The sequence below is a fragment of the Caballeronia sp. INML3B genome, assembly GCF_023631305.1.
Classification (GTDB): domain Bacteria; phylum Pseudomonadota; class Gammaproteobacteria; order Burkholderiales; family Burkholderiaceae; genus Caballeronia; species Caballeronia turbans.
Genome location: NZ_JALQDI010000016.1, coordinates 79,003 through 102,250, shown reverse-complemented (window position 1 = coordinate 102,250; position 23,248 = coordinate 79,003). Strand labels below are relative to the sequence as shown.

18 protein-coding genes are annotated in these 23,248 nt (G+C 64.7%); 11 read left to right on the top strand and 7 right to left on the bottom strand.

Translation table 11 applies throughout. The features are described from left to right. Positions 1-2: 2 nt before the first annotated feature. Complete coding sequence (locus NCS58_RS11140) at positions 3-1,424, bottom strand: UbiA family prenyltransferase (protein ID WP_250538432.1); 1,422 nt, start codon at positions 1,422-1,424, stop codon at positions 3-5. Between the two features lie 253 nt (positions 1,425-1,677). On the opposite strand from NCS58_RS11140, the gene NCS58_RS11135 reads away from it, so the two are divergent. The 5 genes from NCS58_RS11135 (at position 1,678) to NCS58_RS11115 (ending at position 7,725) form a co-directional block, all read left to right on the top strand. Next, positions 1,678-2,532, top strand: a complete 855-nt coding sequence (locus tag NCS58_RS11135) for a glycosyltransferase family 2 protein (RefSeq protein WP_250476966.1) — start codon at positions 1,678-1,680, stop codon at positions 2,530-2,532. Then, the gene (locus NCS58_RS11130; protein WP_250476965.1) at positions 2,529-3,506 is read left to right on the top strand and encodes an NAD-dependent epimerase/dehydratase family protein; all 978 of its coding nucleotides are present in this window, start codon (positions 2,529-2,531) and stop codon (positions 3,504-3,506) included. Before NCS58_RS11135 ends, NCS58_RS11130 begins: the two co-directional genes overlap by 4 nt. 222 nt (positions 3,507-3,728) lie before the next feature. After that, a complete protein-coding gene (locus tag NCS58_RS11125; RefSeq protein ID WP_250538431.1) occupies positions 3,729-4,754 on the top strand; it encodes a glycosyltransferase family 4 protein in 1,026 nt (341 codons plus the stop codon). A gap of 12 nt (positions 4,755-4,766) precedes the next feature. After that, positions 4,767-6,662, top strand: coding sequence for a nucleoside-diphosphate sugar epimerase/dehydratase (locus tag NCS58_RS11120; protein ID WP_250476963.1), 1,896 nt, complete (start codon positions 4,767-4,769; stop codon positions 6,660-6,662). Positions 6,663-6,678: 16 nt separating this feature from the next. Next, positions 6,679-7,725: a glycosyltransferase family 9 protein gene (locus NCS58_RS11115; RefSeq protein WP_250538430.1), complete on the top strand. Its 1,047-nt coding sequence runs from the start codon at positions 6,679-6,681 to the stop codon at positions 7,723-7,725. Here the strand turns inward: NCS58_RS11115 and NCS58_RS11110 are convergent. From NCS58_RS11110 to NCS58_RS11095, 4 genes are all read right to left on the bottom strand, one after another. Next, on the bottom strand, positions 7,706-8,629 hold the full coding sequence (locus NCS58_RS11110) for a LysR family transcriptional regulator (protein ID WP_061119289.1): 924 nt from the start codon (positions 8,627-8,629) through the stop codon (positions 7,706-7,708). The genes NCS58_RS11115 and NCS58_RS11110 overlap by 20 nt on opposite strands. Before the next feature lie 126 nt (positions 8,630-8,755). Then, complete coding sequence (locus NCS58_RS11105; protein WP_250538429.1) at positions 8,756-9,343, bottom strand: phosphatase PAP2 family protein; 588 nt, start codon at positions 9,341-9,343, stop codon at positions 8,756-8,758. Between the two features lie 42 nt (positions 9,344-9,385). Beyond that, positions 9,386-10,444, bottom strand: coding sequence for a GlxA family transcriptional regulator (locus tag NCS58_RS11100; protein ID WP_061119287.1), 1,059 nt, complete (start codon positions 10,442-10,444; stop codon positions 9,386-9,388). A gap of 332 nt (positions 10,445-10,776) precedes the next feature. Next, positions 10,777-11,229, bottom strand: a complete 453-nt coding sequence (locus tag NCS58_RS11095; RefSeq protein ID WP_250538428.1) for a GDP-mannose mannosyl hydrolase — start codon at positions 11,227-11,229, stop codon at positions 10,777-10,779. 1,169 nt (positions 11,230-12,398) lie between these two features. On the opposite strand from NCS58_RS11095, the gene NCS58_RS11090 reads away from it, so the two are divergent. The 5 genes from NCS58_RS11090 (at position 12,399) to NCS58_RS11070 (ending at position 20,112) form a co-directional block, all read left to right on the top strand. Further along, complete coding sequence (locus tag NCS58_RS11090) at positions 12,399-13,397, top strand: GlxA family transcriptional regulator (RefSeq protein WP_250476961.1); 999 nt, start codon at positions 12,399-12,401, stop codon at positions 13,395-13,397. A 145-nt stretch (positions 13,398-13,542) separates the two neighbouring features. Continuing rightward, a complete protein-coding gene (locus tag NCS58_RS11085) occupies positions 13,543-15,072 on the top strand; it encodes a mannose-1-phosphate guanylyltransferase/mannose-6-phosphate isomerase (RefSeq protein WP_250490177.1) in 1,530 nt (509 codons plus the stop codon). Positions 15,073-15,209: 137 nt separating this feature from the next. Beyond that, complete coding sequence (locus NCS58_RS11080; RefSeq protein WP_061119286.1) at positions 15,210-16,589, top strand: undecaprenyl-phosphate glucose phosphotransferase; 1,380 nt, start codon at positions 15,210-15,212, stop codon at positions 16,587-16,589. Between the two features lie 50 nt (positions 16,590-16,639). Further along, a complete protein-coding gene (locus tag NCS58_RS11075) occupies positions 16,640-17,794 on the top strand; it encodes a polysaccharide biosynthesis/export family protein (RefSeq protein ID WP_061119285.1) in 1,155 nt (384 codons plus the stop codon). 89 nt (positions 17,795-17,883) lie between these two features. Next, positions 17,884-20,112, top strand: coding sequence for a polysaccharide biosynthesis tyrosine autokinase (locus NCS58_RS11070; RefSeq protein WP_250538427.1), 2,229 nt, complete (start codon positions 17,884-17,886; stop codon positions 20,110-20,112). 24 nt (positions 20,113-20,136) lie between these two features. Here NCS58_RS11070 and NCS58_RS11065 read toward each other — a convergent pair whose 3' ends face one another. Continuing rightward, positions 20,137-20,439, bottom strand: coding sequence for a hypothetical protein (locus NCS58_RS11065; RefSeq protein ID WP_061119426.1), 303 nt, complete (start codon positions 20,437-20,439; stop codon positions 20,137-20,139). Positions 20,440-20,650: 211 nt separating this feature from the next. Here NCS58_RS11065 and NCS58_RS11060 point away from each other — a divergent pair, with 211 nt between their 5' ends. Further along, positions 20,651-21,109: a hypothetical protein gene (locus tag NCS58_RS11060; protein ID WP_250538426.1), complete on the top strand. Its 459-nt coding sequence runs from the start codon at positions 20,651-20,653 to the stop codon at positions 21,107-21,109. An 11-nt stretch (positions 21,110-21,120) separates the two neighbouring features. Here the strand turns inward: NCS58_RS11060 and NCS58_RS11055 are convergent, their stop codons facing one another. Further along, positions 21,121-22,542, bottom strand: a complete 1,422-nt coding sequence (locus NCS58_RS11055; protein ID WP_250538425.1) for a hypothetical protein — start codon at positions 22,540-22,542, stop codon at positions 21,121-21,123. Positions 22,543-23,248 lie beyond the last annotated feature (706 nt).

Here is a 23,248-nt window from a genome sequence, read left to right as displayed (position 1 = left end):
GGTCAGATCGCGAGCCAGAACGCGAAGCCGCACAGGGCGACGACGAGCAGACTCATGCGATCGCGCGCCGCGAACACGATGGGATCGTCGTTCATTCTGCCGCGATGCGTGATGACCCACGTCCGGCTGAACCAGTAGAGCATCAGTGGACAGACCATCCAGATGAATTGCGGGTGCCGGTAGAGCATCCTGGTGTGCTCGTCCTGGATGTACAGCGCCAGCACGAGCACCGAGATATAGCCCGACGATGTGCCGAGCGACGACACGATGGCGAGATCGCTCGCCAGATAGCCGCGCCCGCGCGCGCTGTCGCGTCCGGCTTTCATCATCGCGTGGAGCTCGGTGTATCGCTTCACGAGGGCGAGACTCAGGAACGCGAACATCGAGAAGGCGAGCAGCCAGAACGTGAGCGGCACGTGGATCGCCGCGGCCCCGGCGACGATGCGCGTCGTGTAGAGCGCCGCGAGCACGACGACGTCGATCATCACCTGGCGCTTGAGTGCGAGCGAATAGGCGAGCGTCAGCACGTAGTAGCCAAGCAGGGCGGCGTTGAACTTCCACGAAAAGAAGGTCAACGCGATCGAGAACGACGCGGCAAGCAGGACAGGGCAGAGCGCCATGCCCCAGGCGAGCGGCATCGTGCCGGCGGCGAGCGGGCGCTTGCGCTTCACCGGATGCTGGCGGTCGTCCTGCAGATCGAGCAGGTCGTTGAGCAGATATACGCTCGATGCGCACAGCCCGAAGGCGAAGAACGCGAGCACGGCGAACCCGATCGCAGCGGGCGATTTCAGCTGGTGCCCGGCGAGCAGCGGCACGAAAACCAGCACGTTCTTCAACCACTGATGCAGGCGCAGCGATTTCGCCCAGACCTTGAGCGTCGGCTGGCGGCTCTCGAAGACCTGTTCGATGTTGTCGTGCTTCGACGCCGCCCGAACGACGCCCGCATGCGGATTGACCACGTATGCGCGATCGGCGGCGGCCCAGACGACGATGTCGTCGTGCGAATTGCCGACGTAGTCGAAACCCTTCTCGCCGTACTCTTCGACGAGCCGGTCGCGCTTGCGATGCGAAGAAAGATTGACGTGCTCGTCGGTGGCGAACACGCGATCGAAGATGCCGAGGTGCTCCGCGATCCGCTGCGCAAACGTCTCATGACTCGCCGTGGCGAGCGCGATCGTCCGGCCCGTGGCGCGCATCTCGCGCAGCCAGCTCACGACTTGCGTGTTGTACGGCAGGGTCGTGACGTCGATGCTCACGTGCTCGGCAAGCCGCGACTTCAGTCCGGGCTTGCCGCCGCTCGAGAGCCATTGCAGCGGCTTGTAGAACTTTTGCGGAAACGATCTCAGAAAGGCGAATCCGCTCTCGACGAGAATGTCGGAGTGGATCAGCGTACCGTCGAGATCCACGACAATGGGCTTGTTCATACAATTCGCGTCGGGTGATCGGTTAAGCCCACAGCGCGTCCGGTCCCAACCAGGGAAGGGCGAATCGGGCGCGACAGAATCCTCCGCTTGCTGGCGCAATCTAGCACAATCTGTAACAAGAACGGTTCGTCGCACCGCGCTTTGCGCCACCTCGCGCGGTTGCCGAAAACATCGACATTGAGGACAATCTGACGTCTTCCACTCGTCGATGCGGTCCGTTTTCCTTTCGTGGCGCGGACACCCCCCTTGTCCGATGAACGCGAACGCCCCGCAGAACCGATCGGCGCCTCAGTCCGATCCCGCCATCACCCTCAGCATTTCCATCGTCGTCTACCGGCCGGATGCCGCGCTGCTCGCGCGCACCGTCGAAACGCTCGAAACCGCGCTCGCGCAGTTGCACGACGTCGCCGGGCGCCCGTGCCTGTATCTGATCGACAACGGTAATCCCGGCGAACTCGCCGACCTGCCGGCGCCCTCGGACGCCGAATTCGACACCGTGGTGCTGAAAGGGCACGGCAACGTCGGCTACGGGCGCGGACACAATCTCGCGATCGCGCGCGCGGACAGCCGCTATCACCTGATCCTGAATCCGGATGTCGAGCTCAACGCGGACGGCCTGCGCCGCGCGCTCGCGTTTTTGCGCGACTCGCCGGAAACGGGGCTGCTCGCGCCGTGGATCGGCGGAGACGACGGCCGTCAGCAGTTTCTCTGCCGCCGCTATCCGACGGTGCTCGATCTCTTCGTGCGCGGCTTTCTGCCGTCCGCGCTGCGCAAACCGTTCGCGCGCCGCCTCGCGCGCTACGAGATGCGCGACGTCATCGGCGAGAACAACATCGTGTGGGACCCGCCGATCGTGAGCGGCTGTTTCATGCTCTTCAGAAGCGACGTGCTCAAGTCGCTCGGCGGCTTCGATCCGCGCTATTTCCTGTATTTCGAAGACTACGATCTGAGCCTGCGCACGCGCCGGGTCGCGCGCATCGCGTATGTGCCGTCGGTGCGCATCCTGCATCACGGCGGCGGCGCGGCGAAGAAGGGCTCGGTGCATATCAAGCTCTTCGTCACGTCGGCGTACCGGTTCTTCAACCGCTTCGGCTGGAGATGGCTATGAGCGAAACCGGCCGACGCATCGCGATCACCGGCGCCAACGGCTTCGTCGGCCGCGCGGTGAGCCGGGCGCTGCTCGCGCGCGGCATCCGCGCGACCGGGCTCGTGCGGCATGACGCGCAGTGCGAACCGGGCGTCGATGTACGGCATATAGACGGCCTCGACTCGATCGCGCCCGACGCCTTTGCAGGCTGCGACGCGGTGATCCATCTCGCCGCGCGCGTCCATGTGATGACCGACGCCGCCGCGCAAAAGACCTCCGAGGCGCTGCTGAACGCGTACCGCGCGATCAACGTCGACGGCACGCTCGCCGCCGCCGAAGCCGCGCGCCGCGCCGGCGTCGCGCGCTTCGTCCTGATGAGCAGCATCAAGGCGCTCGGCGAAAGCGACCCGGGCCGCCCGTTCACCGAAGACGACACGCGCAGTCCGCCCGATGCCTACGGCGTCTCGAAAGCCGAAGCCGAAGTGAAACTGCTCGAATTCGGCAGCCGCACGGGGCTTGAGATCGCGATCGTGCGGCCGCCCCTCGTCTACGGTCCCGGCGTGCGCGCCAATTTTCTGGCGATGATGCGCGCCATCGCGCGCGGCATCCCGTTGCCGCTCGGTGCAATCGATGCGCGTCGCAGTCTCGTCTCCGTCGACAATCTGGCGAGCGCGACGATCGAATGCGCGCTCAATCCCGCCGCCGCGGGACGCCTGTTCCATGTCACCGACGGCTACGATCCGAGCGTCGCCGAACTCGCGCGCAAGCTCGGCGCGCATCTCGGCAGGCCCGCGCGGCTCGTGCCGGTTCCGGCCGGACTGCTGCGCGGCCTCGCTCGCGTTGCCGGAAAGACCGCGCAGATCGACCGGCTGACTGGCAGCCTGCGGGTCGATTCGCACCGTATCCGCGACGCGCTCGGCTGGCAGGCGCCGCAATCTCTCGATGAAGGTCTGGCCGCCACGGCCGCGTGGTTTCGCTCGACGCGCGGGCAATGAACGCTTCGCGCCGGCCGAAACCGCCGGTCGCGAACGTTAAAATACGCGCTGCTTCCACACCGGCATTGCAAGGTTCCTGACAGCTTCAGTCAGCGCGATTTTTCCTTGTTCGTCAGATATTTAAACTAAATGCGGCGAGCGTTCGCGTATGCTTTCGGGTTTTTCCCGAGCGAAGAACTGCCGGGACGACCAGGCCTCGTTTTCGACAACTCATAACATTGCATGCTGCATTCGTATTTTGAAGCTTCGCCGCTGCTGGCCGCGGTGTCCGTTGCGGTACTGGCGCTCGCCGCGTGCGCGCTGATTCTCCGTACGCTCATCCACACCGGCCTCGCGTGGCGTCTCGCCACCGATATTCCCAACGAACGCTCGCTGCACGAACGGCCCACGCCGCGCGTCGGCGGATGGGGCATCGTGCCGGTCGCGGTGATCGCACTTCTGGTCGCGGCACCGTCGATGTGGCTCGTCGCAGCGTGCGCCGTCTTCCTCGCCGCCGTATCGCAAATCGATGATCGCCGCGGCCTGCCCGCGCGCGCGCGCTTCGCGGCGCATATCGTCGCGGTGGCGCTCGTCATCGTCGTGCATCCGGCGCACGTGCCGTGGTGGGCGCTCGCGCTGGTCGGCTTTCTGATGCTGTGGCTCGTCAATCTGTACAACTTCATGGACGGTTCGGACGGGCTCGCCGGCGGCATGGCGCTATTCGGCTTCGGCGGTTACGCGCTCGCGGCACTCGCCGGACCCGCGCCGCAAGCCGATCTCGGCCTCGCGAGCCTGGCCATCGCGGGCGCGGCGGCCGGATTTCTGACCCTCAATTTCCATCCGGCCCGGATTTTTCTCGGCGATGCCGGGTCTATTCCCTTGGGGTTTCTCGCGGGCGCGCTCGGCTATTGGGGCTGGCAACGGGGCGCGTGGCCGGTCTGGTTTCCGGCGCTCGTGTTTTCGCCTTTCATCGCGGATGCCACGGTCACGTTGTTGCGCCGCCTCGCGCGCGGCGAAAAATTCTGGCAGGCCCACCGCGAGCATTACTATCAGCGCATGGTGCGCCTTGGAATGGGGCACGCGCGCACCGCGCTCACGTGGTATCTGTTCATGCTGGCGGGCATAATGCTCGCGAATGGGGCGCTGCGGTTTTCTCTCGCGGGGCAGTGGGCGGCAGTTGCGGGCTGGGCAGTCGTGGTTGTGGCAGCGGGCGCGGTGGTCGACGCGCGTTGGCGGCGTCATGCGACGCGCCATTCCGACCAATCTTGAGGGTCCATGCTGATGAATCGAATAAAAGCTACATGGCTATCGGCGGGCGCGTTCGGCTTCGATCTCGTGGCCGTCGTCGGATCCTGGCTCATCGCTTATCTGCTGCGCTTCAACGGCGCCGTGCCGCATGACTTCCGTCATGGCGCGCTCGCGGCGCTCATCTGGGTCGTACCGGTCTACGCCGTCGTCTTCCGCGTCTTCGGGCTGTATCGCGGCATGTGGGTGTTCGCGAGCCTGCCCGACCTCATGCGCATTTCGAAATCCATCGTCGTGGGCGCGCTCATCGTGATGGTGGGCGCCGTGATGTCGCAGCCGACGCCGATCATTCCCCGCTCGGTGCTCATCGTTTCTCCGCTCCTGCTCTTCCTGGCGATGGGCGGCGCGCGCGCACTCTATCGCGCGAGCAAGGAGTTCTACCTGTACGGCGGCCTCGTCGGACAGGGCAAGCCGGTGATCGTGCTCGGCGCGGGCACGGCGGGCGCGATGCTCGTGCGCGAGCTGGCGCGTTCGAGCGAATGGCGCCTCGTCGGCCTGCTCGACGACGATCCCGGCAAGCAGGGCCGCGAAGTGCTCGGACACAAGGTGCTCGGCTCGTTCGGCGATCTGTCGCGCGTTGCCGAACAGTTGAAGGTCGACTACGTGATCATCGCGATTCCGTCGGCGTCGGTCGAGGAGCAGCGGCGCGTTGCCACGTTGTGCGTGCGCGCCGGCGTGAAGGTAATGGTGCTGCCCGCGCTCACGCCGCTCACGCAAGGCCAGAATTTCCTGTCGCGCGTGCGGCAGATCGACTTGGAAGACCTGCTCGGCCGCGAGCCGGTGAAGATCGACATGCCGCACGTCGAGCAACTGCTGCACGGGCGCGTCGTGATGGTGACGGGCGCGGGCGGCTCGATCGGCTCGGAACTGTGCCGTCAGATTCTGCGTTTCTCGCCGGCGCAACTGGTCGCCTACGACCTTTCCGAGTACGCGATGTATCGCCTGATCGAGGAACTGCACGAGCGGTTTCCGGAGTGCTCGGTGATTCCGGTCGTCGGCGATGCGAAGGACTCGCTGCTGCTCGATCAGACGATGGGACGCTTCACGCCGCACATCGTCTTCCATGCAGCCGCCTACAAGCACGTCCCGCTGATGGAAGAGCAGAACGCATGGCAGGCGGTGCGAAACAACGTGCTCGGCACGCTGCGCGTCGCGCGCGCGGCGATACGCCACGACGTGCGCCATTTCGTCCTGATTTCCACGGACAAGGCGGTCAACCCGACCAACGTGATGGGCGCCTCCAAGCGTCTCGCCGAAATGTCGTGCCAGGCGTTGCAGCAATCCGCGCCGCACACGCAGTTCGAGACGGTGCGCTTCGGCAACGTGCTCGGCAGCGCGGGCAGCGTGATCCCGAAGTTCCAGCAGCAGATTTCGAAAGGCGGGCCGGTGACCGTCACGCATCCGGAAATCACGCGCTTCTTCATGACAATTCCGGAAGCCGCGCAGCTCGTGTTGCAGGCGTCGAGCATGGGGCGCGGCGGCGAAATTTTTATCCTCGACATGGGCCAGCCCGTGAAGATCGTCGATCTCGCGCGCGACCTGATTCGTCTCTACGGCTTTTCGGAAGAGCAGATCCGCATCGTCTTCACGGGCCTGCGCCCCGGCGAGAAGCTCTACGAGGAACTGCTCGCCGACGACGAAACCACCACGCGCACGCCGCATCCGAAACTGCGCATCGCGCAGGCGCGGGGCGTGCCGAACGATTTCATCGACGAGTTGCTGCCCTGGCTCATGCAGCATCGCGTGCTTTCCGACGAAGAAGTGCGCCGCGACCTGCGCCGCTGGGTGCCGGAATATCAGACGGCGACGCTGCCCGTCCTGCAGAGCGTCGCGGCCGTGCAGACGGCGCGCGAGCGCGGCGCGGCGGGCTGACGCGGACGGTCGACGCATGACGACGCTCGACGATGTTCATGCGCTGACCCATGCGGGCTCGCTGTTGTCGCCGGGCGGCGAGATCGTCGCACCGTACGATCTCGAAGTTGCGCACGCCGATGCCTCCGGTTTTTCCGCCTTGCCCGCCGATATCCTGAACGCGGGCCGCGCCCCCTTCGACGCTGACTACGCGCAAGCGAGCCGCGTGCATCTCGTCAACGCGTTCGGCGTCACGCTCGGCGATTCGATCATCGGGCTTTCGGCGCTATCGGCGGTGAAACGCCTTCATCCGCATCTTCGATTCACGATCTATCGACCGGCCCGCGCGCCACGTCACGTGCAGCGTCTCTACGCGCTCGCCGCGCCGCGCCTTGCCGATCTGATCGATTTACCCGTGCCGCTCGCGAGCCTGCCTGCCGATGAACCGAAGATCGACATCGGCAATCAGCTTTTCTGGCCGCGTTTCGCTTCGATGCCGATGATCGACTTCTTCCTCTGGGCGATGGGCGTCGCGCCCGACAGCATCGCCGCCGGCGACAAGCGCAATCGATGGCTCGCCGATGTGCCGCTCGCCGCCATCGAGAGCGCGCCCTACGCGCTGTTCTGCCCGGACGCGAGCACGCCGGTGCGCAGCATTCCCGCGTCGATGCGCGCGCGTATCGTCGCGCGCCTCGCGGACGAAACCGGCATGCCGGTGCTCGGCTTCGGCGCGGTGGATCATCCGCGCTATCGCGACATTGCGCCGCTTTGCATCGATACGGACGATTTTCTCGCGTGGGTCGGGCATGCGCGCTATCTGGTCACGGCGGACACGGCGGCGCTGCATATCGCGGCCGGCTTCGACGTTCCGACGACCGCCTTCTTCACGACGATTCCCGCCTTCATGCGCGCGCGCGATTACACGAACTGCGTCGCGGTCGAATTCGCGTTGCCGCATCTGCAAGGCATTCATGCGAGCGCGCGGCCCGCGGACCTGGACGCTATCGAACGCGCGTATCGCGACTACGACTGGCGCGCGATGCCTTTTGCGCGCGAGGCATCGCTCAGCCCGGCGAGCCGTTGACCTGAAACGACGGCAGCCGCCCATACAGCTGCGCAACCCAGTCGATGAACACGCGCACGCGGCGCGGCTGATGCCGATTGGCCGCATACAGCACCGACACCACACGCGGATACGACGGATACGCGCTCAGCACTTCCCTGAGCGCGCCGCTTCTGATGAGCGGATCGAGCGTATAGCTCGAACTCTGAATCAGGCCGAGTCCCGTCACGCCCGCTGCGATATACGAATCGCCGTCGTTCACGGCAATCTTGTGCTTCATCGGGACGATGCGCGTTTCGCCATCGACGACGAATTCCCAATTGCGCACGCGCCCCGAGTTGTTGAGCACATAGCCGACGGCGAGGTGCTGGTCGAGGTCGTCGAGCGACGCCGGCTCGCCGTGCTTCTCGATATATCCCGGCGACGCGCACGTGATCTGCTTATAAGCGCCGATGCGTTTCGCGACGAGCCCGACGTCGCCGACCGCGCCCACGCGCACGACGCAATCGACCGCTTCCTCGACAAGATCCACTTGCCGGTCCGTGAGCAGCAGCTCGACGCCGATATCCGGATACGCCGCGAAAAAATCCGGCAGCGCGGGAATGATCGTGTTCTTCGCCATCACCTGCGGCAGGCTCACTTTGACGTTGCCCTTGGGACTGAGCTTCGAATGCGAGAGCGACGCTTCCATGTCGTCCACTTCGCCCAGCACGCGTACGCAGCGCTCGTAATAGGCTTCGCCGTCCTCGGTGATGCTGATGCTGCGCGTCGTGCGATTGATGAGGCGTGCGCCGAGATGCGCTTCGAGTGCCTGAAGCGTGCGTGAGACGCTCGCGGGAGGCAGGCGCAGGGCGTCGGCGGCTTTCGAGAAACTGCCCGCCTCGACGACCCGCGCGAAGACTTTCATTGCGAGAAAGCGGTCCATGCTCGGGTTCCGGAAACGTGAACGCGCGCCTCTTGGGGGCGCGCGCGAAAGAAGAGCGTGACTTTTAAAGCGACGATCATACTTGGGATCGCCTCTGCGCGCGCCTTCACCGGGCGGGTGGTGAATCTAAAGCCCGGAGCCCTGACAAAGCCACCACGAGTAGTGTTCGATCATCCGCTGAAACGGCGCGTGATGGCCGTAAGCGATCGACGATACGGCAAGCAGTCCGCAACCCGCGACGAGCGCGCGCGGCATCTTGCGCGGCCGGTCGAAAACGCGCATGAGGAAGAGGGCGGCGATGACCGCGCCGAGCACCCAGCCCGCGACGACTTCCGCGGGCGTATGCGCGTCCTGAATGACGCGGCTCGCGCCGATCGCCGCTGCGAGCGCAAGGCCGCCCGCCGCGCCCAGCCGATGCCAGCCGCCGCCTAAGCCGCTGAACAGCAGTCCGCCCGCGACCGTATAGATCGATGCGGCGAGCATCGTATGACCGCTGATCATGCGCAACTGGATGGCGGCGATTTCGAGGCCGCACCCGGCATACAGCATCTTCGAGAGACCGACGAGCCCCATGCCGATCGCGAGCAGGATCGCCCAGCGCAACGCGAGACGCGCGTCCACGGTGCGCAGCCACAGCGCGCAGACGAGCGCGAGCGGAAGCATGAAGGCTGCATCGCCCAGATTCGAAAGCGTCCAGAGTACCTGTGATTCCATGCGTATCCGTTATGGGCAGGCTCGCGGGCTCGACCGACGCCGTTATGAAGTGTCGCCCAGCTTTCGGCGGCCGGCCATGCGGTATTCGGTCGGCGAAATCGACAGTCGCTTGCGGAAGATCTTGGCGAGGCCGTCGCCGCTGCCCGCGCCGCAGCGCCGTGCGATCTTGTCGATCGGCAAGTCGGTCGCGGCGAGCAACATGCAGCTCGCATCGAGCCGGGCACGCAGCAGGTATTCCGATGGCGTGAGCCCGATCTGCGCCTTGAAGCGGCGCAGGAAATTGCGCTCGCTCATCGCGGCGACGCGTGCGGCGTCGGCGATCGAGATCGGCCGCACGTAATTCTCGCGAATCCAGCGCGCGGCCGCGTCGATCTTCTGGCGTACGCCGCCGGCTTCGGTATCGTCAAGCACGGTGGCGAGCTTTTGCCATGCGCCGGGAATCGAGCGCTCCGAGACTTCACGCGCGAGCGCGGCGCCGTGATCGCGCTTGATGATCGACAGCGCCGCTGCGATCGGCCCTTTCGGATCGTCGAGCGTGAGCGTCTGCTCGGCGATGAAAAGCGGGTTCGACAACATGGACGGCCGCGCGCTGCGCTCGGGCCCTCCGGTGAAATCGAGCGAGCGGTTCTGCACGCTGAGATTGGCCGCGGCGAGAATGTGCGCGCCCTCGCCGATCGCCTTGATGAACGGGATCTTCGGCGCCACGCGGCCGAGCCGCTTTCTCAGCACGGCGTCGTTTCGCGCATGGCGCGCACCCACGCCGCCCGCGATGAAAAGCGCGTCGCACTCGTTCATCCAGCGCGTTTCGAGCCCTTCTGTCCAGATGCGCATCGAGCAACTGCTCGCCACGCTGCCGCCTTCGCTCGATACGAAGCGCAGCGAATAGTTCGGCGCTTCGGCGCGCTCGCCGGCTTCGGCGGGCATGCGAACCTGATTCGCGACCGAGAAGACCTCGGAGATCGAACTGACTTCGACGAGCGAAAAATCCTCGAAGATCAGAATGCCGATCCGTTTTGCCGCGCTGGCCATATCGGCGGGCGGCGTGTCGGGCGCGACGGCGCGCACGACCTGAAGCCTGCCCGTACCATTGGCGTACACCATCGACTTCTCCCCTGTGCGGACCGGGCCGGCGTTGTCACGCCTTGTGCGGGTCCGGTCCATGAAGGAACGTAAGTAGCGGGAAAGTGAGCTTACATGGGTCGCACTATACGCGGCGCCCAACAGTCGCCGCGCCCCAAGTCCGAAATTGACGAACTGTTGGCAGATGATCTCGGTACGCGAGGAATAGGCTCACATCCATCCAGTCGTGTGACGGAATCGGGCGATGTGTCTTCGACGAGAAGTGACGCGACCGGATCGAAATTTCTTGGCGGAAAGGGTGGGCGGCGCGCAGCAATGCGCGCCGTTTGTCCTTCGGCGCGTGCTTTGCCGGATCAGCGGAAATACGCCTTCGTGTACTCGTGCACGTCGTCGCGCGCGAGTATCTCGTCGGGCATGAGCCATCGATAGTCGCTGTGCTGGTCGAAGCGGCCGATCGGTACTTTGCCGCTCAGGGTCATCGAATACGCGAGCACGATGTAATGCGTGCCGATATGCTCGGCGCCCGCGAAGTTGTCGTCGTACAGATGCTCGTACACGCCGAAGAAACGCGCGGCCGATCGCTGCGCGCTCGCGACGCCGAGCTCGTTGTGGACGATGCGCTTGAACGCGGCGTCGAGCGATTCGTTCTTGGTGATGCGCCCGCCCGGCACGAACCACGTGCCTTGCGCAGGCCGGTTGCGCCGATGTCCGAGGAGAATGCGCCGGTTGCCGTCGGTGACGATCAGATCGATCGCCACGAGCGGCGTGAGCCGCACCACCGTCAGGAAGTCCGCGTTGCTCAGCATCGTTGCTCCGTGTTTGCGATCGTCGTGCGCGAGGCAAGCGCCGGTGAAAGTGCACGCCCGTCACAGCGCAAACGATGATGCCTGCGCCACCGCATGACCGTGCGTACGCGCACGCGCCGACGTGCTTCGTCCGAAAGACGCGACGGGGTCGTCGGCGTGTAGCGACGGTGCACATCTTCGGATCGATTCTCATGAGTGAAACAAGCAAGGCTGACGAATTCGGTCGTCACAGGCCCGTGCACGGACGGCAAACTTGACCGATTCGCACGCGCTCGCCGCGCGCAAAAATCCCGCCGCGCGATTTGCGAACGTGCGCGCGAATTGAGCGGCCCCCGCGCGAAGCGTGCAAAGGTTTGATTGGACGATTCGAAAATCGTGTCGCCGCGTGCGCCGCCGCAAAACACCATCAGACGCCGTAGCGGAGAGCGCCCCGTGTCCCGCGCCCATGCAGCTTCGGCGCTGCGATCCGCTTATTGCGGCGCAACATCCAACGTCATATGAAAATACCGCATTACGCCATTCAATAAAACCCAGTTGTTTAATTGAAAATGGCTCGATTGTCAGTCTTCCGATTAATGATTAATCCGTGGTAGTTAATAGGCGATCAAATCCTACTTTTAAACCGGCGTGTCAAATGCCTATTACATCCGGTTCCGAAATGTAACGGAAAATCCAAAATTTTCCGATTCCCCGCAGTACGAACGTCCGCTTTTTCGCCATTCGATGTTTCAAAATTGAATCAATTTATTTGATCTGACATGTCGTCCGGCTTGCCGCCAAACCGCGCAGAGCCGCCGCCCGTGGCATGGGGGCCGCGCACCTGTCCGATCTGGCGGCGCGTCAACCAGATTCCACTAGGCTGCCGTCAGCCTTTGTATGACGGATGAATTGTGATAATCACCGCCTTGAAAACGGCGTTCCAGAATTTGGGGAGGGATTTCAATGTGCGCTCACCCTCACATCGGAACAGATTCTGTGGTTTAAGCGCGAAAATCTAGAGCACAAAAAAGATTGTCTGCTTATTATTCAAGCCAGCGGATCGATTCCGCCAACACTTCGTTCCAATCGGTCACGGCAACCCGGCGAAGTTCGGGAAAGTCCATTGATGCGCCGCAATGGCCGAGAAACTCTTCCGCGCCTTCCAAGATGCAAAGCTGCAGAGGATGACCATGCCTTACGCCACTCTAGAACCCGCCGTCATGGGTTGGACGCCTCCCGCGACGAAAACGTCGCAGACCGAGGTCCGCCAGATCGCGATCCTGCTGTTCGACGGTTTTTCCCTGCTCGGCGCGGGGATCGTCGCGGAGGTCTTCCACATGGCGAACGAGTTCGCGTCGGTGAAGTCCCGGCCGGACTGCAGCTATGACGTGCGGTTCCTGTCTGTCGAGGGCGGCAACGTGGCGTGCTCGTCGTCGGTGCGCGTGTGGACGGACGGCCTGGACGCGCGTCATTACGGCGGCTTCGATGCGCTCTTCGTCGCGGGCGGCCGCGGCGCCGACGACGCCGCGAAGGACGATCGCATCATCGAATGGCTGCGCCGCGTGCAGTCCAAGACGACGGTCGTGCGCGCCATTTCCGAGGGCCGCAAGGTGCTCGACGCGGCGGGCATCGGCCAGGCGCAGGACGCGCAGGCGCGCTTGGGCAACGCCATGCATCTCGTGCGCGACGAGCAGCAGGGCGACGCGGGCGACCGCTACGAATCCATGAAGGGCGCGCTCCTGATCGTGAAGCGCGACCTGGGCATCGACGTGTCACGCAGCGTCGCCGAGCGCCTGATGCCCGGCTCCGCCGCGAAGCTCGTGTCGATTCTCGGCGACAGCGGCGCGGCGTCCGCGGGCGACAAGATCCGAGCGGCGGCGCGCTGGCTGCAGGACAACTGCGAACGGCCGATTTCGGTCGTCGATGCGGCGCAGGTGGCCGCGATGAGCGAGCGCAACTTTTTGCGCCGCTTCAAGATCGAGATGGGCATCACGCCATCCGATTATTTGCTGCAGGCGCGCCTCGCCGTGACCTGCGCGCTTCTGACGGATTCGGAACTGCCGGTCGACAAGATCGCGCGCAGAAGCGGCATGGGCAACGGCGACAGGCTCGCGAAGATTTTCCGCAAGCGTCTTCTGATCTCTCCGACGGAATACCGGATGCAGAGCAGGCGCGAGGCGAACGGCTGACCCGCGCGAAGTGTGACGTGGGCCGCGCTGACGCCGACTATGGCGTAAAGCGTCGGATGTTTGGCCGGACCCGATCGGTCCGGCACTTAATCATTTCCCGGACGGCATTGCCGTTCGAACGAATTTGCAGGCAGGAGAGTCCTCTATGACGAATGAAGCACGCACGAAGGGCGAGTTGGAGCAGGGAGCAGCGGGTGTCGAGGCGAGCCTGGCCGGACTGGCCGGGCCGTGCCGCCGCCTCGTTCCTGTGATCCTCGCCGGCGGCTCGGGCACGCGCCTGTGGCCGATGTCGCGTGAACAGTTCCCGAAGCAGCTGATCGGCGTCATCGGTCACGACTCGTTGTTGCAGGCCACGGTTTCGCGGCTGAAAGGCTTTGCGGGCGACTTCAGGGTGGATGGCGAGCCGATCATCGTGTGCGGCGAGGAGCATCGTTTCACGACGGAAGAGCAGACGCGCGAAAGCGGCGTCGACGCACGCATCATCGTCGAGCCGGCGCGCCGCGACACCGCGCCCGCGCTCACGCTCGCGGCGCTCGCCGCGGTGAAGGACGGCGAGGACGCGATCATGGTCGCGATGCCGGCCGATCACTCAATCGCCGACATTCCCGCGCTGCATCGCGCGATCGCGATCGCGGCGGAGCATGCGGAGCGCGGCGTGATCGCGACGCTCGGCATTCCGCCGACGCGCCCCGACACCGGCTTCGGCTACATCCGTCTGGGCGACGCGCTCGACGATGGCGCGCACGAGATCGATCGCTTCGTCGAGAAGCCCGCGGCCGAGCTCGCCGCGCAATATGTCGCGGCGGGCACGTACTGGTGGAACAGCGGCATCTTCATCGTGCGCGCGAGCGTGTGGCTCGCGGCACTCGGGAAGCTCAACGCCGATATGTACGCGGCTTGCTCGGCCGCCGCGAAGGAAGGCGAGGACGACGGCAAGTTCTTCCGTCCGCAGGCCGCGCAATTCGGCCGCGCGCCGTCCGACTCGATCGACTATGCCGTGATGGAACACATCGGCACGCCGACGAAGCCGTGCGACGGCATCGTCGTGCCGCTCGTCGCGGGCTGGTCGGATCTCGGCTCGTGGGACGCCGTGTGGGACGCGATGGACAAGGACGAGTCCGGCAACGTCGCGAGCGGCCGTGTCGTGTTCGAAGGCGCGACATCGAGCTATGCGCGCTCCGAAGGCGGACGGCTCGTCGCGTGTGTCGGCACGACCAACGTGATCGTCGTCGAGACGGACGACGCCGTGCTCGTCGCGGACCGTTCGCGCGTGCAGGACATCAAGGGGCTCGTTGCGCGCATCCGCGAGCAGCATGCGCCCGAAGCGGACACGCATCGCAAGGTGCGCCGTCCGTGGGGCTTCTACGATTCGATCGAGCACGGCGAGCGCTTTCAGGTGAAGCGCATCGTGGTGTCGCCGGGTTCGAAGCTGTCGTTGCAGATGCATCACCATCGCGCGGAGCACTGGATCGTCGTGTGCGGCACGGCGCTCGTGACGCGCGGTGAAGAGCAGTTTTTGCTGAGCGAGAACGAATCGACGTTCATTCCGCTCGGTGTGCGGCACCGTCTGGAGAACCCGGGCAAGGTGCCGCTCGAGATCATCGAGGTGCAGTCGGGGAGCTATCTCGGCGAAGACGACATCGTGCGCTTCGACGACACCTACGGGCGCCATTGAGCGCTCGGCGGGCGATGGCATGACGGGTTGATGCGACCGACTTCTTTGCAACGGCTTTCATTCGACAAAGACGGGCGCTACGCGAGGAGGAGACTGAAGAGGGCGGTTAAGGGCTGATTGCGTTCGGGGAAAACAACATGCGCGATTTACAGGGATTGCTCGCGCGCCTGTTCGACGTCGTGATGATCGTCGGCGGCGCGGCAGTGGCGTCGCAAATCAGGTTCGAGTACATCGAGGCTCACACCTATTCGGTGGCGTTCGTCGCATTCGCGGCGGCGTTCTCGCTCGCGCTCTTTCCTGGTTTTGGCGTCTACCAGTCGTGGCGCGGCCGCAGCAAGCTTCAGCTCGCGTGCCAGGTCTCGCTCGGCTGGCTCGTCGTGCAGGGCTGCGCGCTCGCGCTCATGTTCTCCCTGCATCGACTCGACTACGTGTCGCGCCTCTGGTTCGCCTACTGGACCGCGATGTCCGGCGGCCTCATGATCGCCGGGCGTCTCATCACGCACGCGATCCTCGCGCACATGCGCCACGCCGGCCTGAACCTTCAACAGGTGGCGATCGTCGGTTGCGGCAGGCATTGCGATTCGATCCTGCGCAAGATCGAGCGCTCGCCGGACGCGGGCTTTCGCATGCGCGCCGCGTTCAATGCGGCGCCGGCCAAGGCACGGCTCAACACGCGCCTGCCGGTGTACGACGACTTCGACGAATTCGTCAACTTCGTGCGCACGCAGAACGTGCACGAGGTGTGGCTTGCGCTGCCGCTTTCCGAAGAGCGCACGATCCTGCGCTTCGTGAACGAATTCCGCGACGATCTGCTCAACGTGCGCTTCATTCCGGATGTGCGCAGCCTTGCGCTCTTCGAAAGCGGCGTGACCGATCTCCTCGGCGAGCCCGCCATCAATCTGGTCGCGTCGCCGCTGTCGGCGTCCGCGCAGTTGCAGAAGGAACTCTTCGACCGCGCGTTCGCGCTCGGCGCGATCATCGCCGTTTCGCCGGCGCTGATCTGCATCGCGCTCGCGATCAAGCTGACTTCGCGCGGGCCCGTGCTTTTCCGGCAACGCCGCAAGGGCGCGGATGGCCGCGTCTTCACCATCTACAAGTTCCGTTCGATGCGCATGCACACGGAACAGGCCGGGGTGCTCCGCCAGGCCACGCGCGGCGATCCGCGCGTGACCCGTGTCGGGGCATTCCTGCGCCGCACCAGCCTCGATGAGCTACCGCAGTTCTTCAACGTTCTGCGTGGCGACATGTCGGTCGTGGGCCCGCGTCCACACGCGCTTGAACATGACGACCTGTATCAGAAGGTCGTATCGGGGTACATCCATCGTTACCGGATCAAGCCAGGCATCACCGGCTGGGCCCAGGTCAACGGTTTTCGTGGAGAAACGGATCGGATCGAAAAGATGGAAGGACGCGTCGCTCACGATTTGTACTACCTGGGTAACTGGTCGTTCGGACTCGATATGAGAATCATTGCCGCAACGATCTTCAAGGGACTACGCCACACCAACGCTTACTGATGCAGGGGACGACCATTATGCACAATCAACAACAACCGGGCACCACCTCCATGGCCGCCAACACCAACGTGTCGCGTATCTTCCGCCTCACGAGCCTGGCTGCGGCAGCTTCCATCTCCGTGATCCTGACGGGTTGCGGGCTCGCGCCGGGCATGCACATGGAAAAGCCGGCCGCGCTCGTCGAGACGTCGAACGATCAGGGTGATCCGGCCACCACGACCAACATTCCGATCACGACGATCGACGCCGCGCTCGTGAAGAAGATGCGCACCGCGCAGCCTTCGGCCGCGACCGATCCGAACGCTTCGCTCTACGGCAAGCCGGCGCCGTACAAGCTGGGCGTCGGCGACGTGCTGCAGATCACGGTGTGGGATCACCCCGAGCTCGTCGCGGCACTCGGCCAGCCTGCGCAGCAGACGCGCACCTCGGATGCCGCACCCGGCTTCGTCGTCGATGCGGACGGCAATCTGCAGTTCCCGTACGTGACCCGTCCGCTGCATGTCGCGGGCAAGACCGAGACGCAGGTTCAGCGCGAGCTGTACTCGGAGCTCTCGAAGGTGTTCGTGAAACCGCAGGTGACGGTGCGCGTCGCGTCGTTCCGCGCGTCGCAGGTGTATATCGACGGCGACGTGCGCACGCCGGGCGCGCAACAGATCAACGACATTCCGATGACGCTCACCGAGGCGATCGGGCGCGCGGGCGGCTTTGCGACGACGGCGGACCAGAGCCGCGTCACGCTGATCCGCGACGGCGTCACGTACAACATCAACATGGCCGGCATGACGGCGAAGGGCCGCAGCCCGTCGGACATCATGCTCAGGCCGGGCGATGCGCTGCGTGTCGATTCGCGCGACGAAAACGGCGTCTACGTGATGGGCGAAGTGACCAAGCCCGCCACCGTCATCCCGATGCGCAACGGCAAGCTCACGCTTTCGGACGCGATCTCGCAGGCGGGCAGCTTCAATCCGGAAACGTCGGACCCGCGCGAGCTTTACGTGATCCGCAACGGCCAGACGGACAACCCGGAGGTCTACAAGCTCGATGCGCGTTCGCCGGTATCGATGCTGCTCGCGAACAACTTCGAACTGCAGCCGCATGACGTCGTGTACGTGGACAACAACGGGCTCGTCCGCTTCTCGCGCGTGCTGAACCTGCTCTTGCCGGCGATCAACGCGGGTCTGACGGCGGCCGTGCTGACGAAATAAGTGGATTGACCGCAGGCGTTTGACCGGCGCGCGCGGGGGCGCGCCGGAGCATCATTGTTCGACTCAAAAAAATACAAGCGAGCGAGATCATGGCGATGAACTTTGATACGCGGTATACGGACGTATCGACAGCCGACGAGTTGCGGCTGTCCGATTATCTGGCCGCGGTGATGCGCAACTGGAAGCTCGTGACGTTCGTCATGCTCGCCGTGGTCGCGCTCGGAACCGCCTACGCCTACCTCGCGCCGCCGACCTACAAGGCGGACGCGATGATCCAGGTCGACGAGGCCAGCGGCAACAAGCCGAGCGCCAGCGCCAATGCGGCGCAGGCCGTCGTGCCGCAGCTCACCGATACGAAATCCATCACCGCCGCGCAGATCGAGTTGTTGCGCTCGCGCCTCTTCATCGACGACACGGTGCGGCGCATGCATCTCGACATCAGCGCGTCGCCGCGTTCGTTTCCGGTCGTCGGCAAGCTCGTCGGCAACGTATTCTCGATGCTGAACAAGCCGGTTCCATCGGGATATCTGTCGCGCTTTGCATGGGGCGACGAAGAGATCGACGTGCCGCGCTTCGACACGCCGAAGACGCTCTACGACAGAAAGTTCACGCTCGTCGCCGGTGAACGCGGCGCATACGTGTTGCAGGACCCGGACGGCCTGGGAATTCTCACCGGCCATGTCGGCCAGGAAGCCTCCGGCATGACGCCGCAAGGCCCCATCACGCTCAAGGTCGACAAGCTCACGAGCAAGCCCGGCGTGCAGTTCGACTTGCAGCGCTTCTCGACGCTCACGACCATCGACCGTCTGCAAAAGCGTCTCACCGTGGCGGAGACCGCATTGCAATCGGGCATCATCGGCGTGTCTCTGGAAGGTAGTAATCCGAAGGAAATCGCCGCGATCGTCAATAACATCGCGAACCGCTATGTGGAGCAGGATACGCAGAAGCGCTCGGCCGAAGCCGAGCACACGCTCGCGTTTCTGGAACAGCAACTGCCGGTCGTGAAGAAGCAGCTCGACGAAGCCGAGCAGCGCTACAGCGCGTTTCGCAACAAGCAAGGGTCGGTGGATCTCTCCGAGGAAAGCCGGCTTCTGCTGCAACAGATCGTCGATAACAAGACGAAGCTCTCGGACTTGCAGCAACAGCGCGCGGAGCTGTCGCTGCGCTTCACGGCGAATCATCCGTCGGTCCAGGCGCTCGATGCGCAGATCGCCGCGCTCACCGCCGCGCAGACGCGCCTCGGCAAGAACGTGTCGACGCTGCCCGATACCGAGCAGACCGCGCTGCGCTACACGCGCGACGTGCGCGCGAACAGCGAGCTCTACACGAATCTGCTCAACAGCGTGCAGCAACTGCGCATCGCGAAGGCGGGGCAGGTGAGCAACGTGCGCATCGTCTACCTCGCACAGGTCGCCGACGATCCCGTGCGTCCGAAACGCGCGCTCGTGATCCTGATCTCGGCGGCGATCGGACTCGTGCTCGGCATCATCGTCGCATTCGTCCGCAAGGCGCTGTTTGGCGGCGTCGAGCGTCCGGAAGACATCGAACGGCAACTGGGCACGCGCGTCTTCGCGATCGTGCCGCGCAGCACGCAGCAGCTTCGTCTGCAGCGCCAGGTCGGCATGCGCCGCGAGGGGCTGCACGTGCTCGCCGCGCAAGCGCCGGAAGACGCGGCGGTCGAAGGCATCCGCAGCCTGCGCACGTCGCTGCAATTGCAGCTTTCCGATGCGCGCAACAACGTCGTGATGCTGACGGGCTCGCGTCCGGAAGCGGGCAAGTCGTTCATGTCGGCGAATCTCGCGACGCTCGTCGCCTCGACGAGAAAGCGCGTGCTGCTGATCGACGCCGACATGCGCCGCGGCGACATTCACTCGCACTTCGGCGTGCGCCACTCGCCCGGTCTTTCCGACGTGCTGATGGGCGCCGACGTGATGAGCACGATCCTTCACGACGTGCTGCCCGGCGTCGATCTGATCCCGAAGGGCTCGTTGCCGTCTCATCCGGCGGAGCTGCTTGCGAGCGACCGCCTCGGTGAAATGCTCGCCGAACTGAAGCAGCACTACGATCTCGTGGTCATCGACACGCCGCCGGTGCTCGCGGTGACCGACGCGACGGTGGTCGGCAGGCACGCGGGCACGAGCCTGCTCGTCGTGCGGCACGGCAAGAATCAGGTGCAGGAGATCGGCGAAACGATGAAGCGCCTGTATCACGGCGGCGTGCACATGAAGGGCGTTCTGCTCACCGACGTTCCGCAATCGAAGATATTGATGGGCAGCACGTACGCCGGCTACTACGGCTACGAAAGCATCGCGGAGTGAAAGCCCGCTCGGGCCTGCGGATCTTCAGTAAGGCGACTTGTAGATGTCGCGCGATCGCGCGGCATTCGCCGCTGGCGGATTCAGGCCCGCGGGCGCCGGATAGAGCGCCGCGGCCGCGCTTTTCGGCATCATCATCGCCCGGGCGTCGGCCTTGGGTCGGCTCGGACGCAGCCGCGCGCCGCCCGCGGGATTACCCACATATCCGTTCTGCTGCGCGAGCAGCTTGTCCGTCGCCGATGGATCGGCGGCATCGCCTGCCTGCACGGCCGATGGCACGAGAGCGGTCATGGTCAGCGACAAAAGCGCCGTGCGTAGCGCATGTTTCATGAGTCTCCTCCGGGCTTGCTTGTCGGGTGCGTTGGCGGCGAGCCGCGCACGCATGAACACAGGATATTGCGCGCCGCCGGCCACTAACGCCAAAAACCCTGCGCGAGCGGCCATTCACGCCGGCCGGCACGCAATGCAGCCGCGTATTACGTGCGACGAAAGCGGGCGTCGTTATAATCGCCGTCCGACCTGGTTATTAGGCTGTCCGTCCGTGAAAAAGCTCATCGCTCTCGCACTCGCTTCGGTTGTCCTCACCGCCTGCTCGTCCGTCGAAAAAGAGGAGCAGAAGGAACGTACGTTCCTGCTCTCGCAGCAGACGCTCGATACGGCGCAACGCAACGCGACCGTCGCGTGCCGCGACGCCGCGCAATGCGATGCGGCCTGGAAGCTGACGAAGACTTACGTCGAGCAGAATTCGAAGGAACGCCTGACACGCGCCGACGATGCCGCCATCGAAACGGATATGCCTTCGGGTACCGGCAAGCCGGTGTTCTCGGCGACGCGCATCGCGAACGGCAACGGCGCGACCATCTCGCTCTTCGCGCAATGCAAGGGCATGTATGGCGACGAGCGCGCGCGAGGCTCCGATTTCGACGACTGCGCGAGAAAGATCATTTCCGTGCAGAACGGCTTCGCGCCGTATCTGAGGACGCATCTGCCCGCGCAGTGAATGTGACCGCGTTATCGCGCGGGCAGCGTGCCGGAAGCGCGCGGCGGGTTCGCAGGCAGGATCTCCGGTAGCGGCTCGCCGGGCGGGCGCATGTCGGGCGGCGTGCCGAACCACGGAGGCCGCGGCGGCGGCCGGTGCCCCGCCGCTTCGGCGGCGCGGATCTGCATCGTGTGCGCGATGCGCGCATACGACGCGACGACGAGGCCGAGCGCGACGCCGAACACGACACCCGAGAAGCGGTCGCCGAGCGGATTGCCGCCGATCGACGTCGCGGGCAGCGCCGCGAGCACGAAGAGCGCGCGCCCGAGCACGGGCAGATGCGGCGCATCGGGCGCGCGATGCCGCCACGCGCGGTAGGCCATCGAGCCGCGCCAGAGCGCCCACAGCACGGCGAGCGGCAGCGCGAGGCCGAACAGCAGACCACCCGCGAAGAACTGATAGACCCAGAAGTCGCGGCCGGCCGCCCACTTTCTGATCGCGTAAAAATCCTTCTCGCTGATCAGGCCAGCAAGATCGGGCAAGTACGAAGGCGAATAGCGATAGTCGTGTCCGTAGCCCATGCCGACCATCGTCGAGAGCGTCGAGGATGTGGTCTGATCGACCTGATCCTTCATTTCAGCAAGACGCGCGATCGCGACCGGATCGCGTGCGGGCGGCGCATCCTTCGCGAACGGGATGTACTGCACCCATTGCTGGGCGACGGTCGGGAAGAACGTCGCCGATGCGGCCGCCATTGCGCCGAGCAGCGCGAGGATCACGACCGCGCGCAGGCCGGTGGTGAAGAACAGGCGGATCGAAGGCGCGGCGAGCCACGTCGCGTAGGCGATGAGCAGCACCGTGCCGACGAGCAGGCTGGGCGTGGCGCACAGAATCTCGATGACGAGCGTCGCGAGAAAGATCAGCGCGGCGAACTTCGTGATGCGCTGCGCGAAGACGAACTCGTGCAGCAGCAGCCCTTGGAGACAGAGGAACGTAACCGGGACGGCGTGAATGCTCACGTTCCCGGTTCCATCGGATATCGCGATATCGAAGCCGACGCTGAACACGAGCGATGCGATCATCGCGCCGGTCAACGCGCGCTCGATCTGCTCGATACGTTGCGCATCCCACGGACGGCAGCCGACGAAATAGCCGAGCAGCATCAGCAGGAACGGCAGGATCACGCGGGCGTAGTTGCCTGCTTCGTTACCCTGCAGCAATTGCGTCGCGACGCTGCCGAAGATCGTGAGCAGAAACAGCGAGGTCACGAGCGCGCGCATGCGCGAACGGCGTGCGAAGCGCGGCGCGATCAGGAGAATCGCACAGGCGGCGCCCATCGACGTCACGGTGAGCAGAATATCGACCGTCCTGTTCGCCATCTCCACGCCCTTCAAGTCGAATGCGAGCGGAAGCAGGCAAAGCCATATCCAGAAGACGGCGAACTTGTTGCGCATGACGACCCCGGGAACCCCATTTTTTTGCCGAATATATCAGCGGCCGTTGGCGCGCGCCGTTGCAGCGGCGTCAGGCGACTAGTCTTCGGCGCGAAACGACGGACGCACATGTGCGCCGCACCACGCTTTGTCCGTCGCGTTCCATCGCCACGGTCCGCGACGGCGCGCGCGTCGGGTTCATGTCCGCAAAGCACGGGATTCTGGCGGATCGCCCCCGATTTCCGGACCGAAGATTGAATCACCGGAAGCGACATGTTCCGGCGTGAGACCACTCAATACGTGCGATGTGCGTGCACGCGCCGATACGAGGTAACCCCGGTTTCGGGGCAAGCAGGCCCACGAGGACGTGCGGTTCAGGCCGCGCAAGCCACTCGACAACGAGCGACCCCTCGCAGAAGGGAAACGGCATGGGCCTGTTCGGCGCGACACGCATGCGAAACCCGATCGATCGATACGATTCGATTTCATCCGGGGACTCGCGAGCATCGCCGGGATGAGCGCTGCCGTATCGAGGCAGACCGTCTTCGCACGCCGAAACCGCGCGATTCAACGCTGGCGCGCGCGCCGATTTTCGCGTATCAAATAGGTTCTTGCCGCAAGGCGGGCCGCGTTGCGCTGCGTGCATCCATTGCATCTTCGCAACGCGCGGGGCTTTCTCCGATCGCCCACGTCTCACCGTCACACACGCGAATCACACTTCGACTAT

Coding starts and splice junctions, on each gene's coding strand:
- NCS58_RS11140 (WP_250538432.1), bottom strand. CDS start 1,424: ATGAACAAGCCCATTGTCGTGGATCTCGACGGTACGCTGATCCACTCC.
- NCS58_RS11135 (WP_250476966.1), top strand. CDS start 1,678: ATGAACGCGAACGCCCCGCAGAACCGATCGGCGCCTCAGTCCGATCCC.
- NCS58_RS11130 (WP_250476965.1), top strand. CDS start 2,529: ATGAGCGAAACCGGCCGACGCATCGCGATCACCGGCGCCAACGGCTTC.
- NCS58_RS11125 (WP_250538431.1), top strand. CDS start 3,729: ATGCTGCATTCGTATTTTGAAGCTTCGCCGCTGCTGGCCGCGGTGTCC.
- NCS58_RS11120 (WP_250476963.1), top strand. CDS start 4,767: ATGAATCGAATAAAAGCTACATGGCTATCGGCGGGCGCGTTCGGCTTC.
- NCS58_RS11115 (WP_250538430.1), top strand. CDS start 6,679: ATGACGACGCTCGACGATGTTCATGCGCTGACCCATGCGGGCTCGCTG.
- NCS58_RS11110 (WP_061119289.1), bottom strand. CDS start 8,629: ATGGACCGCTTTCTCGCAATGAAAGTCTTCGCGCGGGTCGTCGAGGCG.
- NCS58_RS11105 (WP_250538429.1), bottom strand. CDS start 9,343: ATGGAATCACAGGTACTCTGGACGCTTTCGAATCTGGGCGATGCAGCC.
- NCS58_RS11100 (WP_061119287.1), bottom strand. CDS start 10,444: ATGGTGTACGCCAATGGTACGGGCAGGCTTCAGGTCGTGCGCGCCGTC.
- NCS58_RS11095 (WP_250538428.1), bottom strand. CDS start 11,229: ATGCTGAGCAACGCGGACTTCCTGACGGTGGTGCGGCTCACGCCGCTC.
- NCS58_RS11090 (WP_250476961.1), top strand. CDS start 12,399: ATGCCTTACGCCACTCTAGAACCCGCCGTCATGGGTTGGACGCCTCCC.
- NCS58_RS11085 (WP_250490177.1), top strand. CDS start 13,543: ATGACGAATGAAGCACGCACGAAGGGCGAGTTGGAGCAGGGAGCAGCG.
- NCS58_RS11080 (WP_061119286.1), top strand. CDS start 15,210: ATGCGCGATTTACAGGGATTGCTCGCGCGCCTGTTCGACGTCGTGATG.
- NCS58_RS11075 (WP_061119285.1), top strand. CDS start 16,640: ATGGCCGCCAACACCAACGTGTCGCGTATCTTCCGCCTCACGAGCCTG.
- NCS58_RS11070 (WP_250538427.1), top strand. CDS start 17,884: ATGGCGATGAACTTTGATACGCGGTATACGGACGTATCGACAGCCGAC.
- NCS58_RS11065 (WP_061119426.1), bottom strand. CDS start 20,439: ATGAAACATGCGCTACGCACGGCGCTTTTGTCGCTGACCATGACCGCT.
- NCS58_RS11055 (WP_250538425.1), bottom strand. CDS start 22,542: ATGCGCAACAAGTTCGCCGTCTTCTGGATATGGCTTTGCCTGCTTCCG.